The organism is Paenibacillus hunanensis (assembly GCF_014645615.1).
GTDB lineage: Bacteria > Bacillota > Bacilli > Paenibacillales > Paenibacillaceae > Saccharibacillus > Saccharibacillus hunanensis.
The window spans coordinates 97,663-112,055 of the sequence record NZ_BMMB01000009.1 but is presented as its reverse complement, the minus strand read 5'-3'; the positions used below and the strand labels follow the sequence as shown (position 1 = coordinate 112,055).

13 protein-coding genes are annotated in these 14,393 nt (G+C 46.8%); 12 read left to right on the top strand and 1 reads right to left on the bottom strand.

From position 1 onward, the window contains the following. The first annotated feature begins 18 nt into the window (after window positions 1–18). The 7 genes from IEX62_RS19465 (at window position 19) to IEX62_RS19435 (ending at window position 6,361) form a co-directional block, all read left to right on the top strand. Window positions 19–1,356: a hemolysin family protein gene (locus IEX62_RS19465; protein ID WP_188777395.1), complete on the top strand. Its 1,338-nt coding sequence runs from the start codon at window positions 19–21 to the stop codon at window positions 1,354–1,356. 280 nt (window positions 1,357–1,636) lie between these two features. Further along, a complete protein-coding gene (locus IEX62_RS19460; protein ID WP_188777394.1) occupies window positions 1,637–1,897 on the top strand; it encodes a YqkE family protein in 261 nt (86 codons plus the stop codon). A gap of 225 nt (window positions 1,898–2,122) precedes the next feature. Then, window positions 2,123–2,326 (top strand): YwbE family protein, encoded by a 204-nt coding sequence (locus IEX62_RS19455; RefSeq protein ID WP_188777393.1) that lies wholly within the window; start codon window positions 2,123–2,125, stop codon window positions 2,324–2,326. A gap of 104 nt (window positions 2,327–2,430) precedes the next feature. Beyond that, the gene (locus IEX62_RS19450) at window positions 2,431–3,339 is read left to right on the top strand and encodes an aldo/keto reductase (protein WP_188777392.1); all 909 of its coding nucleotides are present in this window, start codon (window positions 2,431–2,433) and stop codon (window positions 3,337–3,339) included. Window positions 3,340–3,822: 483 nt separating this feature from the next. Continuing rightward, window positions 3,823–4,644, top strand: a complete 822-nt coding sequence (locus tag IEX62_RS19445; protein WP_188777391.1) for a ZIP family metal transporter — start codon at window positions 3,823–3,825, stop codon at window positions 4,642–4,644. A 447-nt stretch (window positions 4,645–5,091) separates the two neighbouring features. Then, a complete protein-coding gene (locus IEX62_RS19440) occupies window positions 5,092–5,865 on the top strand; it encodes an alpha/beta hydrolase (protein WP_188777390.1) in 774 nt (257 codons plus the stop codon). 178 nt (window positions 5,866–6,043) lie between these two features. Beyond that, window positions 6,044–6,361, top strand: a complete 318-nt coding sequence (locus tag IEX62_RS19435) for a thioredoxin family protein (RefSeq protein WP_188777389.1) — start codon at window positions 6,044–6,046, stop codon at window positions 6,359–6,361. 145 nt (window positions 6,362–6,506) lie between these two features. On the opposite strand, the gene IEX62_RS19430 is transcribed toward IEX62_RS19435, so the two are convergent. Next, the gene (locus tag IEX62_RS19430; RefSeq protein ID WP_188777388.1) at window positions 6,507–6,956 is read right to left on the bottom strand and encodes a MarR family winged helix-turn-helix transcriptional regulator; all 450 of its coding nucleotides are present in this window, start codon (window positions 6,954–6,956) and stop codon (window positions 6,507–6,509) included. 358 nt (window positions 6,957–7,314) lie between these two features. Here IEX62_RS19430 and def point away from each other — a divergent pair, with 358 nt between their 5' ends. From def to IEX62_RS19405, 5 genes are all read left to right on the top strand, one after another. Then, a complete protein-coding gene (gene def, locus IEX62_RS19425) occupies window positions 7,315–7,890 on the top strand; it encodes a peptide deformylase (protein WP_373289163.1) in 576 nt (191 codons plus the stop codon). Window positions 7,891–8,162: 272 nt separating this feature from the next. Then, window positions 8,163–9,935: a sensor histidine kinase gene (locus IEX62_RS19420; protein WP_188777387.1), complete on the top strand. Its 1,773-nt coding sequence runs from the start codon at window positions 8,163–8,165 to the stop codon at window positions 9,933–9,935. A 61-nt stretch (window positions 9,936–9,996) separates the two neighbouring features. Beyond that, the gene (locus IEX62_RS19415) at window positions 9,997–11,553 is read left to right on the top strand and encodes a response regulator transcription factor (RefSeq protein ID WP_188777386.1); all 1,557 of its coding nucleotides are present in this window, start codon (window positions 9,997–9,999) and stop codon (window positions 11,551–11,553) included. 863 nt (window positions 11,554–12,416) lie between these two features. After that, window positions 12,417–13,397 (top strand): ABC transporter permease, encoded by a 981-nt coding sequence (locus IEX62_RS19410; protein ID WP_188777385.1) that lies wholly within the window; start codon window positions 12,417–12,419, stop codon window positions 13,395–13,397. Between the two features lie 92 nt (window positions 13,398–13,489). Then, window positions 13,490–14,392 carry a carbohydrate ABC transporter permease gene (locus tag IEX62_RS19405; protein ID WP_188777384.1) on the top strand — a complete coding sequence of 301 codons (903 nt, stop codon included), beginning with the start codon at window positions 13,490–13,492 and terminating at the stop codon, window positions 14,390–14,392. The last annotated feature ends 1 nt before the right edge of the window (window position 14,393 follow it).

Here is a 14,393-nt window from a genome sequence, read left to right as displayed (position 1 = left end):
AAGGGAGCGATTATACGAATGGAGACGATTAACGTCATTCTCGTCATTTTACTCATTTTATTGACTGCCTTTTTTGTGGCATCAGAATATTCGATTATTCGTGTGCGTGTATCGCGTATTAATCAATTGGCAGAGGAAGGCAATAAAAATGCTCGTGCGGTACAGTCGATCATTAGCAAGCTGGATGAATTTCTGTCCGCATGCCAGCTCGGAACGACACTCACCTCACTGGCACTTGGTTGGTTAGGAGAATCTACGATTGAGGAGCTGTTGCATCCGCTGTTTGTGCTGCTGCATATTCCAGAAGCGATCACGTCGATCCTATCGTTTATTCTGGCATTCCTGCTGCTGACGTATTTTGAAGTAGTAATCGGTGAGCTGGTGCCGAAGTCATTTGCGATTCAGGTTGCGGAGCCGATGGCGTTATTTTTTGCACGTCCGATGATCGTATTTTACCGGATCACGTATCCATTTAACTGGGTGCTGAGTCGTTCCTCGCGCCTGATTACCGGGCTGTTCGGGGTGAAGCCGATCTCAGAGCATGAGGCGGCACAGAGTGAGGCTGAGCTTCGTTTTGCCCTGTCTGAGGGGTATAAGAGCGGTAGCATTACACCGACGGAGTATCGATATTTGAACAATGTGTTTGATTTTGATGAGCTGGTCGGCAGTGAGATTATGGTACCGCGCACGGAAATGATCTATATTGCACAGGATGCGACACTGGCGCGCTTTTATGAGATTGTGAAGGAAGAGCCATTTAGCCTGTTACCTGTGGCATTGGAAGGCGACAAAGACAAAATTATCGGCTTGCTCAATGTGAAGGAGGTGCTACGTGATGTGGTACAAGCGCAGCATTCACCTGAAGAGCCGATCGCGCCATTTATCCGTCCGGTACTGCAATTGATCGAAACGGTGCCTGCACGCGAGCTGTTAGGACGAATGCAAAAGGATAATATTCATATGGCGGTGCTGCTGGACGAATATGGCGGTACAGCGGGGATCGTAACGCTGGAGGATGTACTGGAGGAAATTGTAGGCGATATTCCATCCAAATCAGACAGTGAGCCGCCGCCAACACCGACGATTACGAAGCTGGGCGATAAGCATTACCAGCTTCAGCCGCAGGCGCTCATTCATGAGGTTAATCGTCGTCTCGGTACAGACATTGAAGCTGGCGAAGCGTATACGATTGGCGGCTGGATCTGGTCGCGCAAATTCAACGTACGTGAAGGCGATTCGGTTGTCGAGGATGGATTTGCTTTTACCGTGACGCGGATGGAGCAGCAGCATATTCGTGCGATTGAGGTTCAGCCGTATATAGAGGACGATACGATCGATATGGATGAGCGAAAATAGTACAGCATTATCATAGTTACATGAGCATAGTTAGAGGATAGGGCGAGCCTCTCTTATATCTGTATGATCTATAGGTATATCAGGAGCAACAGAGAACTTATTTTCGGTTATGATGCTGGTTCGACATACAGCTATTCGCTCTACAGGCGTTAGCGTAACGATGATTGAGCATGGAGGATAACAGGCTCATTATGGTATAATAGAGGGAAGCGATATAACGATATGAGCCCGTAAAAACAGGCTGATATCGCGTATGATATGAACCAGCGGGGTGAACAATATGGCGAAAAAGAATAAAGCATCTGCACGTCCAGCAGCGCCAGCACAGGACAAGCCAGCAACGCTCAAGGATATGCTGAGCGCGGATGTGCTGGATAAGCTGAAAGCACAGGCAACGGAGCTGCGTGAGCAGGAGCATGAGCGTCAGGAGCAACAGCGTCTCAAGGTAGAGGAAGAACGCCGTGCGGAGCAGAAGCGCCGTGATAATGATTTTGGCTATTTGCTGGAGAATAGCAAGCAGGATTGGAAGAAGTACAAGTAAGCGAAGCGCTATAGCATTACGGATGATCCGTTGAAGGGAGCACCGGTGTGAACAGGGTGGCAGTTGCTGCCAAAACGCCGGTGCTCTTTTTTTGCTATTATTCAGTGTGATCATAGGTGTAATTATATAAAAAAGAAGTGAAAATAACCCTGTCGCGAGCATGGATGATTATCGTATTGAAATCTTCATATGTCACGCTACAGGGTCATGAGAGGAAGCGAACAAATGAATGGACAAACACGAGCAAATATCCGTGCCGGTCTGGAAGTGGATATTGTACTCAAGCAGGATCAACGTTCTGGTAAACTAACCCGTGGTGTGGTAAAGGATATTTTGACCAATTCTCCAAACCATCCACACGGAATTAAGGTACGGCTGGTATCTGGACACGTAGGGCGGGTAAAACATATTATTGCGCCTTCATCATGAAGGTAGCTCGATAGCAACGAGAACGATCGCATCCATATGCTAGTAGAGCATAGGAACGATGCAATGCACACATAGCAAGCCAAAATAAGAAAGGGGCATATCATATGAGACAAAATAAACTGGGCGCATCCGATCTGGTCGTAGGCGAGATTGGTCTGGGCTGTATGTCACTCGGTACGGATGAACAGAAGGCGATCTCGCTATTGCATGAAGCGATCGATATGGGCGTCACCTTACTGGATACCGCCGATCTGTACGATGAAGGCCGTAATGAGGAGATCGTCGGTAAAGCGATCAAGGGTCGTCGTAGCGATGTTGTACTCGCAACCAAGGTGGGGAATCGCCGTATTCCGGGTAAGGATGGCTGGGTGTGGGATGCCTCCAAAGCGTACATTATGGAAGCGGTGAAGGACAGTCTGCGTCGTCTGCAAACCGATTATATCGATCTGTACCAGCTTCATGGCGGTACACTGGACGATCCGATCGATGAAACGATTGAGGCATTTGAACAATTGAAGCGTGAAGGTGTCATTCGTCAGTATGGCATTTCGTCGATTCGCCCAAATGTCATTCGTGAATATGTGAAACGCTCGCATATAGTGAGCCTGATGAGCCAGTACAGCATACTGGATCGCCGTCCTGAGGAAGAAGTATTACCCCTGCTGGCAGAGCACGGCATTAGCGCGATTGTACGTGGCCCTGTTGCAAGCGGAGCACTGGCACATGGACGTGAAGATAAGGCGCAAAAGGGCTATCTAGGTATAGAAGGCGAGGAGATTGTGAAGCTACGCCATCATCTGGAGCAGCTTTGTGATGAGAAGCGTAGCCTGACCCAGCTCGCCATCCGGTATTCACTTGCACACCCAGCGACGGGAGCAGTGATTCCGGGAGCAAGCTCATCCGAGCAGCTACGTCATAACGTCGAAGCTGGCAATCTCCCTCCACTGACGGAGCAGGAAGTATCGCTCATTCGCTCGCTGCGCCCAGCAAATACGTATACACAGCATCGATAAGTGAACAGGAATACGCAAAAGCATAGCTGCACCTGGCGTGATCAACGACAGTTTACCTATAAATGAAGTTTGCAAAGGCAGCAGCTTCTCCGGAGGTTCTGAAAGAAGCTGGTGCCAGCTAAAGGAACTACTCTCTGCCAAAGGAACTGCTCTCTATTAAAGTAGAGAGCCGCTCCTTTTTATTTTGTGTAAAAAGAGTGAATGCGAATGAAGACAAGAAATGTAGGCATAATATCGTGTGGCAGAATGCAGCTGGATATAGCATCGATTTGCATAAAATCAAAATTAGATATACGTCCATTCTAAGTTCGAACTAAGCCCAACCCAACCCAAATATCTTTATCCACCTGTTATACGAACCTTACTAAAAAATATACATCTCCCACATCACCCATACGAAGAAAATGACATAAAAAGCATGACACACTCCGTCAATATGGTTAATAAGTGAACAGAGTGAATAGTAGGCGGGAGGCGACGGAGATGTGGGGTGCACTGATGTGGGGCGCGATTGCAGGCTCAGCGGTTTTGCTGGGTGCGGTCGTAGCCGCTTTTTTTAAAATCCCGAAAAAGATTATCGGCTGGATTATGGCATTTGGTACGGGGACGCTAATCGGTGCTGCATCGTTTGAGCTATTAGAGGACGCTATCGAGGATGGCGGTCTGGCAGCGACTGCGATTGGATTTTTAGTCGGTGCGGTCGTGTATACGATCTTTGATCTATACGTATCCAGCAAGGGCGGTGCGAACCGCAAGCGCTCGTATGTGATCAAGCAGGAAATTTCCCCGACCAGCAAGGAGGGAACTGCACAGCAAAAGGATCAACAAGCCAGCACACAAGACTCCAAAGCAAACAAGCAGGGCAAAGACGGCAAAAGCCAGAGCGGACTCGGCATCTTCGCCGGTACGGTTATGGATGCCATCCCGGAATCGATTATGATCGGTGCTAGCCTGCTCACCGGACAGGGTGTAAGTGCCGTTCTGGTGGTATCGATTTTTGTTAGTAATATTCCAGAAGGCTTGTCCAGTACGGTAGGTATGCAGCAAAGTGGATTCTCCCGCCGTAAAATATTTTGGATGTGGCTCGCTGTTCTAACGATCTCCGCTCTAGCATCCATGCTCGGTTATCTGTTTCTGGAAATGCTACCCAAGGAACTTAAAGCAGGCATTGGCGCCTTCGCTGGCGGCGGCATCATCGCTATGCTATGCTCCACCATGGCACCAGAAGCCTATGAGGAAGGCGGCCCAATCGTCGGTCTGATCGCTTCGATGGGCTTGCTGGCAGCACTCGTACTGAGCATTTGATCGAGTAGATGCTGTCCAACAAGCTGTGAGCGTATTGAAATATAACGAATAAAAGAATACATTCAACTCCAACAAGCGGATACATCGGTATCTATTCATCGATGTATCCGCTTGTTTTGTAAGGATCATTCTCAAAATGCATCATTTGGAGCATGTAGGACGGAATCTGATAATGTAGGTATTTTAATGCTGTAAAGTTTATACAGATCTTGCAGACCAACATCGTATAAGGTATTTCTAATTCTCCATGGTTTAATTATTCCTTCCCGCCGTGATGTACCTCTCTATCCTCAACATCTTCAAATTAGAGGAAAGCGCCTACACGACATCTGCCACAGGATTTGCTATACTACCAAGTACAACCATTGCATACCTATCACCGAACTATCTCTAACTCATCTATACACCGCAACTGCAAATGATGCTGCTGGAAGAAGGAGAGTCGTTATGAAGGGAACCCTATTGATCGAGAGACACGCTGGACGGGAGCTGCTTATTTATTTGCCGCCTTCCTATGAGCATGCCAGCTATCCATTGCCTGTGGTGTACGTTCAGGATAGCGGCGATCTGTTCGATCCTATATTAAATGGTAACATCTATCATCTGGAGCTGCGATTTGCGGCAGGTACGTTGCCTGAACTCATTATGGTGGGCATTACGCCGCAGGATCGCATCCATGAATATACGCCCTGGTCCGCACAGAAGCTACAGCCAGGTCGCCACTATGACCATTTTGGCGGACGGGCGAGCCAGTATCTATACACATTAACCCATCAGGTGAAGCCGTGGGTTGATCGTAACTTTTATACCGATCCAAGACCAGAATGCACAGGGATTATTGGTAAGTCACTCGGTGGTCTGGTATCGTTATTTGCTGCTTATGTATATCCAGAGGTGTTTGGGCGCATTGGGGCGATGTCAGCCTCGCTCTGGTATGAGGGCTTTATTGAGTTTATGGCAGAGCGAGAGCTGGTACCCGGCTTACGCGTGTATATGGATATCGGGTCGCTCGAAGGTGTGGCAAAGCAGAATCGTCAACGGCTGATGCAGTCATTAACCGATGAGGCGGCGGCTATTTTATCACGGAATCAGCAGCAGCCGGATCAGCTGTATTTTGTACGGCGTGAAGGGGAAGACCATGAAGCGGATTCGTTTTACCGTCGTTTTCCTGAAATGATGGATTGGTTATTCGCGCGCAATACGATCCGTTTATTGAACTAGTAGAGTCAAATGGATGATCCGAATAAGCTAAAACTACCTTGCCAAATGTGCTTTAAAAGCGGATAATAAAGAAAGATATTTCTTGAAATTAAGATAGATTGCCGTAAGATAATTGGTTTGGAATCATACTACATTGATGTAAGCTGGTATGCCAGCATAGAAAGGAGCAATTCTACACATGGAACGCATTGAAACAGAAGAACAATATCGCAACTTGATCGACGGTCAGGAATACACAGTGATCAAATTCGATACCAACTGGTGCCCGGATTGCAAAACACTGGATCGCTTTATGGGCGACATTATCGATCAGAATCCAGAAAAACGCTTTTTCGCTATGGATGCTGAGAAGTTTCAGGATCTGGCAGAGCAAAATGAAGTACGCGGTATCCCGAGCCTGCTCGTATATCGTGGCGGCGAGAAAATCGCTCATCTGCACAGTAAATTCGCTAAAACACCAGCTCAGGTGTCCGAATATCTCGCAGAAATTAAGTAAGATCGCTCTACAGTAGCTAGCGAGACTGGCTGAATGACCAGGGCGCGACTATGATCATGATCCGTACACAAAAAGCCTGACAGCATATCCTAGCTGTCAGGCTTTTTGTGATGTGGATTCTGTAGCATACGGAAAGCCGTACTGGTTACTTCATTGCCAATTGACGGCGTTTTAACACGAGCTGTTCTACACTGCGCAAATGCAGGAGCAACTCATCTGCCTCATCATCGCTCAAGTCACGAATGTTCTCAACTAGCTTGGTTGCCATAATGCCGAAAATTTTATCCAGAGCACGGCCGCCCTTGCGCGTGATCGAGATGCTTACATAGCGGCGATCCTGATCAGAGCGCGTACGCTCGATCAATTCTTCCTGCTCCAGCTTATCGCAAATTTGTGTAACTGCGCTTGTCGTCAGTCCTGTTGCTTTCACGATATCTGTACCATACTGACTGCCATTGTTCAGCAGAAAATGCAAAATAAAGATTTCAGTTGTATTCGATTTGAGCTGACGCATCAGCGTCGGCAGTTCCATAATTCGTGGCATGCGATCTACCAGCAGCAAGTAACTTTTCAAAAGCTCTCCAGATGTTTCCAATTGTAAAATCCCCCTCAATCAAAATAAATAAAACTGTTAGTTAATTATTGGTATAATGAAAGCAACCGGAAATGGATTGGCTATCATAATTGAATTATGTAGATCGCCAGGATGTGAGAAACCAAAATCCAAAAAAACAGTCTTACGATGTTCGCACAAACATTTCTTAAAACTTCCTTAACAATATAGTAATTTGTTACCAGTATTACGTCAATGCAAATTCGACAGATTGAGACAAAAAACCGCTGTCATTGACGTAAATTTGAACATTTTTTATAATTAACTATTAATATTGCCAATTTGCATGATGATTTTAAAAAATAAATAATATTTTAAGTAAAAGGTGGCATCAGCTACATTGAATCAATCATCACTTCCTTTTGTAACTATGGATGAAATTGTACGTGAGGGGCACCCCGTATTACGCCAGGTCGCAGAGCCTGTAGCCCTTCCGCTGTCTGAAGAAGACCGTACTAAAGTCAATCGCATGATGGAGTTTTTGAAGCAATCGCAAGATGAGCAAGCAGCTGAAAAATACGATTTACGGCCTGGGATTGGGCTGTCTGCCAATCAGATCGGTTGGGATAAGCGCGTGTTTGTCGTCTATTTCTTGGATGATCAAGATCGACAGGTGGAGTATGTATTCTGTAATCCCAAGCTGGTGAGTCACTCGGCTGCGATGACCTATCTGGAGCATGGTGAAGGATGTCTGTCTGTAGATCGCCCGATAGAGGGCTATGTACCGCGTTACGAGAAGGTAACCGTGCAGGCGTATACGCCGGATGGAGAACCGTTCAAGCTCAAGCTTAAAGGCTTCTCTGCCATTGTGTTTCAGCACGAATATGATCATCTGAACGGTGTGATGTTCTATGATCATATCAATCAGCAAGATCCGTTCCGTCTGCCGGATACCGAATATATTAAGCCACTTTAATGCTATTTTAGTATATCGGCTGCGGATTGCAGTTTTATAAACTTTTTGGGTGATAAATTTAATACTTTTTTAAAATTTAGGGTTTCAACGAAGGCTGTCGCTTGCAGACAGTCTTTTTCTTTGTGAGCATGTTATGATACAGTATATTTCCAGAAGCACGTTTGTAAGCGTTTTACATTTTAGGGTCGTTACTTATAATGAGGTCATGCCTTGATGTTTTATGAAGAATATCTTTGATATCATCATGCTTGATGAGGGAGAGCGGGAAGCCAATGTGGCAGTTGTTCATCCATCGTATTAACGATATTAAAATTAAAAACAAGCTCATTATCGCGTACATTTTTGTCGTCATGCTGCCAGTGCTTGTGATCGGTGGAGTCGTGGTGAACTATTTGCGTCAGGATGCATTGAACAATGCGATTGAGCAAACGACGAACAATGTGGAACGCATTAAAAACCAGATGACCACCATGCTACGGGTACCGACCAATATCTCCAATGAGCTGTTGTTTGATACCCGTCTCAGCCATGTTGTGAATACGAGATATGATCGCGTATACGATCTGGTTGAAGCGTATCGCAATTACCAGGAGTTTGATGAATATCAGCGTCTGTATTCTGAGGTGTCTGCGATTCGATTTTATACAACGAACGATACGATTCAGGATAATCTGGAATTCATGCGTGTGACATCGGATATTCGTAGCAGTGACTGGTACCAGGCGGCGATGAACAGCCGAATTATCAACTGGTTTTATCGCACGGATGATACGATCAGCTCAACCAAGGTATTAAGCCTTGTGCGTAAGGTGAATTTTACCGATTACACGACCAGTGGTGTACTGGTGATTGAACTAAGCCAATCGTATCTGAATTCATTGATTAGCGCTGAACCATTTGAGACGATGATTCTGGATGACAAGGGCAATATCGTGTCTGCCAAAAATACGGAACTGATCGGCAAACGACTTGATGATCCGAATATTGATATTGACATCAATCCTTCGGCAGGACCGGGAATCTATGAGCATGAGGTCAATGGGCAGCTATCCAACATCGTTGTCGATACGCTAATACCGGAAAGCAGTGCAAACGGGCTCAAGATCATATCCGTCTTTTCCAACAATAGCATTGTGCGTGATTCCAATCGCATTATCCTGATTGGTACAAGTGTACTGGTTGCTATTTTACTCATTGGACTGGGCTTTTTGCAAATGATCTCGTTATTGATTACACGCCGTCTATCCAATCTAAGCAGACAGATGAACAAGCTGGGTACGGGTGACCTGAAGGTGTCGTCTAATATTGGCGGATCGGATGAGATCGGGCAGCTAGCTCGGAGGTTTAATGATATGGTGCTGAGCATTCGGCAGCTGATGGATCAGGTGTATGAGTCGAATGAGCGAAATACACGGCTGGAGATTAGCCAGCGAGAGATTAATTTTAAAATGCTGGCGAGCCAGATGAATCCGCATTTTCTATTTAATGCTCTGGAATCGATTCGAATGAAGGCTCATGTGAACGGCGAAAAGGAGATTGCCTACATCGTTCGATTACTTGGTAAGCTCATTCGTAACAATCTGGAGATTGGCAATAAGCATACAACGATTGAGGGCGAGATGGAGCTGATTCGCTCGTATCTGGAGATTCAAAAGTTTCGCTTTGGAGATCGGCTAGGGTATGAGCTGTTAATCGATCCGCAGACCGTAGGTACGTCCATTCCACCGCTTATTATTCAGCCGTTAGTCGAAAATGCGATTGTACACGGCATGGAGACGAAGGAAAATGGTGGACTGATTATTATTCGTACCCTTCGGATTGAGCATGAGGTGATGATCGATGTGATCGATAACGGAATTGGGATGAGCGCCGAGCGTCTGCAATATGTACGTGAATCGCTACAAGCTGATCGGGAGGGTGATCGGATCGGTCTGAAAAATGTGCATCAGCGGCTCACACTATCCTATGGCGCAGCATATGGCTTGCATATTTCCAGCGCACCGAATGCAGGAACTCAAATTTCATTTAAAATCCCGTTTGACTAACCAATTCTCGCATTCTCGTTAGATATAGAAGCAGATGAATAGAGTATAGAGGGGGAGCATTATGTTTAAGGTTATGATTGTAGATGATGAACCAGCGATAAGAGAAGGCTTAAAAACGATTATCGACTGGGATCGGATCGGATTCGAGGTTGTGGATGCAGCGGCTAACGGTCGCGAAGCATTGCAAAAGTTTGAACGGATTCAGCCAGACCTGATGATCATGGACATTCGTATGCCGGGAATGAACGGACTGGAGGTGATTGAGCAGCTTCGTCGCAATCATAGCCGGACGCATGTGCTGATTTTGAGTGGACATGCGGACTTTGAATATGCAAGGCGGGCGCTTGGCTATGGGGTAGACGGCTATTTGCTCAAGCCTGTAGATGAGGTGGAGATGGAGCAGGAGCTACTGCGTGTGCATGAATCACTGGAGCAGGAGCAGCATAGAGGAGAACAGCGACAGCAGCCTGTGCCTGCACATGAGCTGGTAGAGCAGATGCTACTTAGTAGCTCTGGCAAAGAGCAGGAGCGCGCACAGCAGGCGCTATCTCTTGGCTGGTCTTCCTATCAGGTGCTGCTGCTGGAATACCATGCTAGCCGTGTCGATCATCTGGATAGCTGGGGAACGTATCTGGAACAGCTGCATAGCTGGTGGAATATGGAGCAGCGCCATATTGCCTTTCGCGCGGGGAGCTATATTGGCATCCTGACCGGACGACCGTATGGAGAACGAGAGCTGGGCGAGCTACGGGATCGGCTATTGGATCATTCCGCATCCTCCGAGCTATGGTATGCGGCGGCTGGATCGGTAGTCGATGAGCTGGAGCACCTTCACGATAGCTATGCCGAGGCACTGGACTTGCTGGAGCAACGCTTCTGGTTTGGTACGAATGGTATTGCCTGGAGTACAAACAAGCGGTATCACGATGAGTCGGAACCGATAGAGCAAGAGCCACTGCCAGCTCCACAGGCAAACGAGTGGGCAGATCGGCTGTATTATGCGGTCGATATCCGTAGCCTGGAAGCCGCAGAGCGTGTCCTGTCCGAACTGATGTCCGTCTGCCATCTTGCCGGTCTGGTCGAGCGCGATACGAAAAGCTTATCGTCGCATGTTCTATCCCTTGCGCTGAGCCGTTTACCTGGCAGCGTAGCCGGCTCTGGCCCAGCCGTACAGGCGTGTCTGGCGCTCATCCCCGAGCTATACTCCGCTCCAACCGCCGCTAGTATGATCGATCTAATGCTACGCGGCTTGGAGGAGCTCTTACAATCCATCAACGGCGTCAGCCATGAGTCCGTAATGAAGCAAATGACCGATTTCATTCGCCGTCATTATAGTGACAACCTGAAGCTAGAGCTGCTCGCCGAGGTATTTAACTACAACAGCGCCTATCTCGGCAAAATGTTCAAAACGTACACAGGCGAATCCTTCAACCATTTCCTCGACGGCGTTCGCCTGGATCGCGCAAAGGAATTGCTCGCCCAGGGCATGAAAGTACACAAGGTCGCTTCGATGGTCGGCTATGCCAACGTCGATTATTTTCACAGCAAATTCAAAAAGTACACAGGCATTTCGCCATCCGCGTATCGGGAGCAGATGGGGGGTGGGCAGCAGCATTGAAGCTGTATGCTAAGAGTGCTGTAGTGTAGTTGTAGCAAGTACATGCAAAAAGTGAGTTTATAGTGCAATTATTGAAAGTATGCTAGTTTGTAAATTGCTACTAAGAGAGTTTGTAAGACAAATCAAATAAATTATCCTGGAGTGTTATTTGGTTGTTGAGACATCGATCATTCCAGCAAGGAATAAGGAAACAGACTCCAGTCTCGCACGGGAATCTACAAAATAGGAATACGTTGTAGATTCCTGTGCTTAAAAGCTGTAAGGTATTTTGCTTTAAGCAAAGTACATACGAACGATACAGAAAACTGTACAGTGCTGCACTTATATATTTACATACAGTTCGCAATAAGCAGAGAACGCAGGGAAGGAAATAAGGGAAAAGGACGACTTTGGAGGGGCGGGAATCTTCATTCACTGCTAATCCAAAAGATTCCCGCGGCTCCACCTGAGTCCGTTCCCTTATTCCTTACCGAAGTGGATGGTGCTCCTCCATTTCAAAAACAGTAGAACAGCACTCTTGCAGTAAAGTTTCATTTTTAAATTGTTATGTTCTTAAATAAACTCCTTCCCCCTGCTTCGCCATAGAAAGCAGGTTTTTCATTTTGCTTCTAAAGTTTTGTTTTGCATAGTCCGTAATACCTCTCCAACTATAAAATTGGACAACGAATCACCATTATTTTTAGTGATTCGAGCCGCTCCGACAAGGATGTCTAATTTTTATATGATTTTACATATAATTTGTCAGGTATTAACAGAAAGCGCTTTCTTTTATAATCGGTTATGTAATCCACACAGATGCGTGGCACGTTCATACAGCGTCATCCGGTCAGGGTGAAGCCGATTATAGGAAGGTGGATGAGACGATGGATTCAACAACCAAGCAGGCTTCCTCCCGTAAAAGTGGAGAGAGCGCCAGCGCCCGTCAGCTCAAGACAGGCGGCTTCTGGAAGGTATTTAAGCAGCAAAAGTTTCTGTATCTCATGTCGGTTCCGTTTGTCATCTGGGCATTCATATTCAGCTATGTACCATTATGGGGCTGGTTGATGGCTTTTCAGGAGTTCCGTCCAGCGCGCTCGTTCTTTGAGCAGAAATGGGTGGGATTGGACCAGTTTATTACATTGTTTCAGGATCAGCAGTTTTACCTGGCACTGCGTAATACACTGGCGATGAGCTTTCTCGGCTTGATCTTCGGATTTATTTTCCCGGTCGTGTTTGCGATTTTGCTCAACGAAGTACGCGGGATTCTATTCAAAAGAACCGTGCAGACGGTTTCTTACCTCCCTCACTTTGTATCGTGGGTCGTTGTGGCAGGGATTGTGACCAAGTCCCTTTCGACAGACGGCGGGATCATTAACGAATTGCTCGTATCACTTCATATTATTGATCGACCGATTCAATTTATGGCACAGGGGCAATGGTTCTGGGGAATTGTAACCGCTTCCGATGTGTGGAAAGAGATGGGCTGGAATACGATTATTTATCTGGCAGCCATTACGGGTATCGATCAGGAGCAGTATGAAGCCTCCAAGGTCGATGGTGCAGGACGCTTCCGGCAAATGTGGCATATCACGCTGCCAGGGATGCGGACGACGATTATCGTCCTGCTGATTATGTCGATCGGTCACCTTGTCAGTATCGGCTTTGAAAAGCAGTTCTTGCTCGGCAACAACCTTGTGACTGATTATTCACAGGTGCTTGATCTGTACGCACTGAAATACGGGCTGGAGATGAATCGATATTCGTATGGTACAGCGATCAGTATATTTAACTCGGTGATCAGTATTGTTCTGCTGTTCACGGCGAATGGTATTTTCAAGAAAACGACCAAGGAAAGTATTATGTAGCCTACAGATACATGTGTAGCAAGCCTTCTCCGCTCGTCATAGTGAGCACAGGCTTGCTGCACTAACGATTCATTCGAAAGGGGAGATCACGTATGGCGGCTAACAAAGCCTTCAATGCGACACGAGGCGATAAAATATTCGATGTGTGCAATACGATTCTGATGTCGCTGGTGCTGATCGTTACGCTTTATCCGTTCTTGAACGTACTGGCGATTTCACTCAATGAGTCCTCTGATACGGTACGAGGTGGCATTCATATTATTCCGCGTGCCTTTACACTGGAAAACTATTCCGTTATCTTTCAATATCAGGGACTGCTACAAGGAGCGCAAATCTCCGTTCTTCGTACCATCGTGGGTACGCTACTCGGTCTGCTGAGTGCATCGATGCTGGCATTCACGCTGAGCCGGGTCGATTTTCAGGCACGTCGCTTTATCTCAGTATTTCTGGCGCTGACGATGTATGTCACTGCTGGTCTGGTGCCAACCTTCCTGCTGATTCGTGATCTCGGCATGATCAACAGCTTCTGGGTGTACGTGCTGCCAGGTGTTGTGAGCGCATTCAATGTGTTCATTATCCGCTCCTTTATCGATGGTCTACCGTATGCATTACAGGAATCAGCGAAGTTGGATGGAGCGAATGATTTTACGATCTACTGGCGTGTCATTTTACCGCTCTGTAAGCCCGTACTGGCAACGATCGCTCTGTTCCTGGCGGTCGGTCAATGGAATGCCTGGTTTGATACGTATCTGTACAATGCAAGCTCGCCGCAATGGACAACGTTGCAGTATGAGCTGATGAAGGTGCTACAGCAGAGTACGCAGCAAAGCGGTGCGGTCAATGCGAATGATATGGCCAAGCAAATGGCAAGCATTTCGCCAGAATCGATTCGGATGGCGATCACAATCGTCGTTACCGTGCCGATCCTCATTGTCTATCCATTCTTGCAGAAGTATTTTGTAAGTGGGATGACACTGGGTGCTGTCAAAGCATAAA

Bases quoted from the DNA above. Each gene is read 5' to 3' on its own strand.
- IEX62_RS19465 (WP_188777395.1), top strand. From the start codon at position 19: ATGGAGACGATTAACGTCATTCTCGTCATTTTACTCATTTTATTGACT.
- IEX62_RS19460 (WP_188777394.1), top strand. From the start codon at position 1,637: ATGGCGAAAAAGAATAAAGCATCTGCACGTCCAGCAGCGCCAGCACAG.
- IEX62_RS19455 (WP_188777393.1), top strand. From the start codon at position 2,123: ATGAATGGACAAACACGAGCAAATATCCGTGCCGGTCTGGAAGTGGAT.
- IEX62_RS19450 (WP_188777392.1), top strand. From the start codon at position 2,431: ATGAGACAAAATAAACTGGGCGCATCCGATCTGGTCGTAGGCGAGATT.
- IEX62_RS19445 (WP_188777391.1), top strand. From the start codon at position 3,823: ATGTGGGGTGCACTGATGTGGGGCGCGATTGCAGGCTCAGCGGTTTTG.
- IEX62_RS19440 (WP_188777390.1), top strand. From the start codon at position 5,092: ATGAAGGGAACCCTATTGATCGAGAGACACGCTGGACGGGAGCTGCTT.
- IEX62_RS19435 (WP_188777389.1), top strand. From the start codon at position 6,044: ATGGAACGCATTGAAACAGAAGAACAATATCGCAACTTGATCGACGGT.
- IEX62_RS19420 (WP_188777387.1), top strand. From the start codon at position 8,163: ATGTGGCAGTTGTTCATCCATCGTATTAACGATATTAAAATTAAAAAC.
- IEX62_RS19415 (WP_188777386.1), top strand. From the start codon at position 9,997: ATGTTTAAGGTTATGATTGTAGATGATGAACCAGCGATAAGAGAAGGC.
- IEX62_RS19410 (WP_188777385.1), top strand. From the start codon at position 12,417: ATGGATTCAACAACCAAGCAGGCTTCCTCCCGTAAAAGTGGAGAGAGC.
- IEX62_RS19405 (WP_188777384.1), top strand. From the start codon at position 13,490: ATGGCGGCTAACAAAGCCTTCAATGCGACACGAGGCGATAAAATATTC.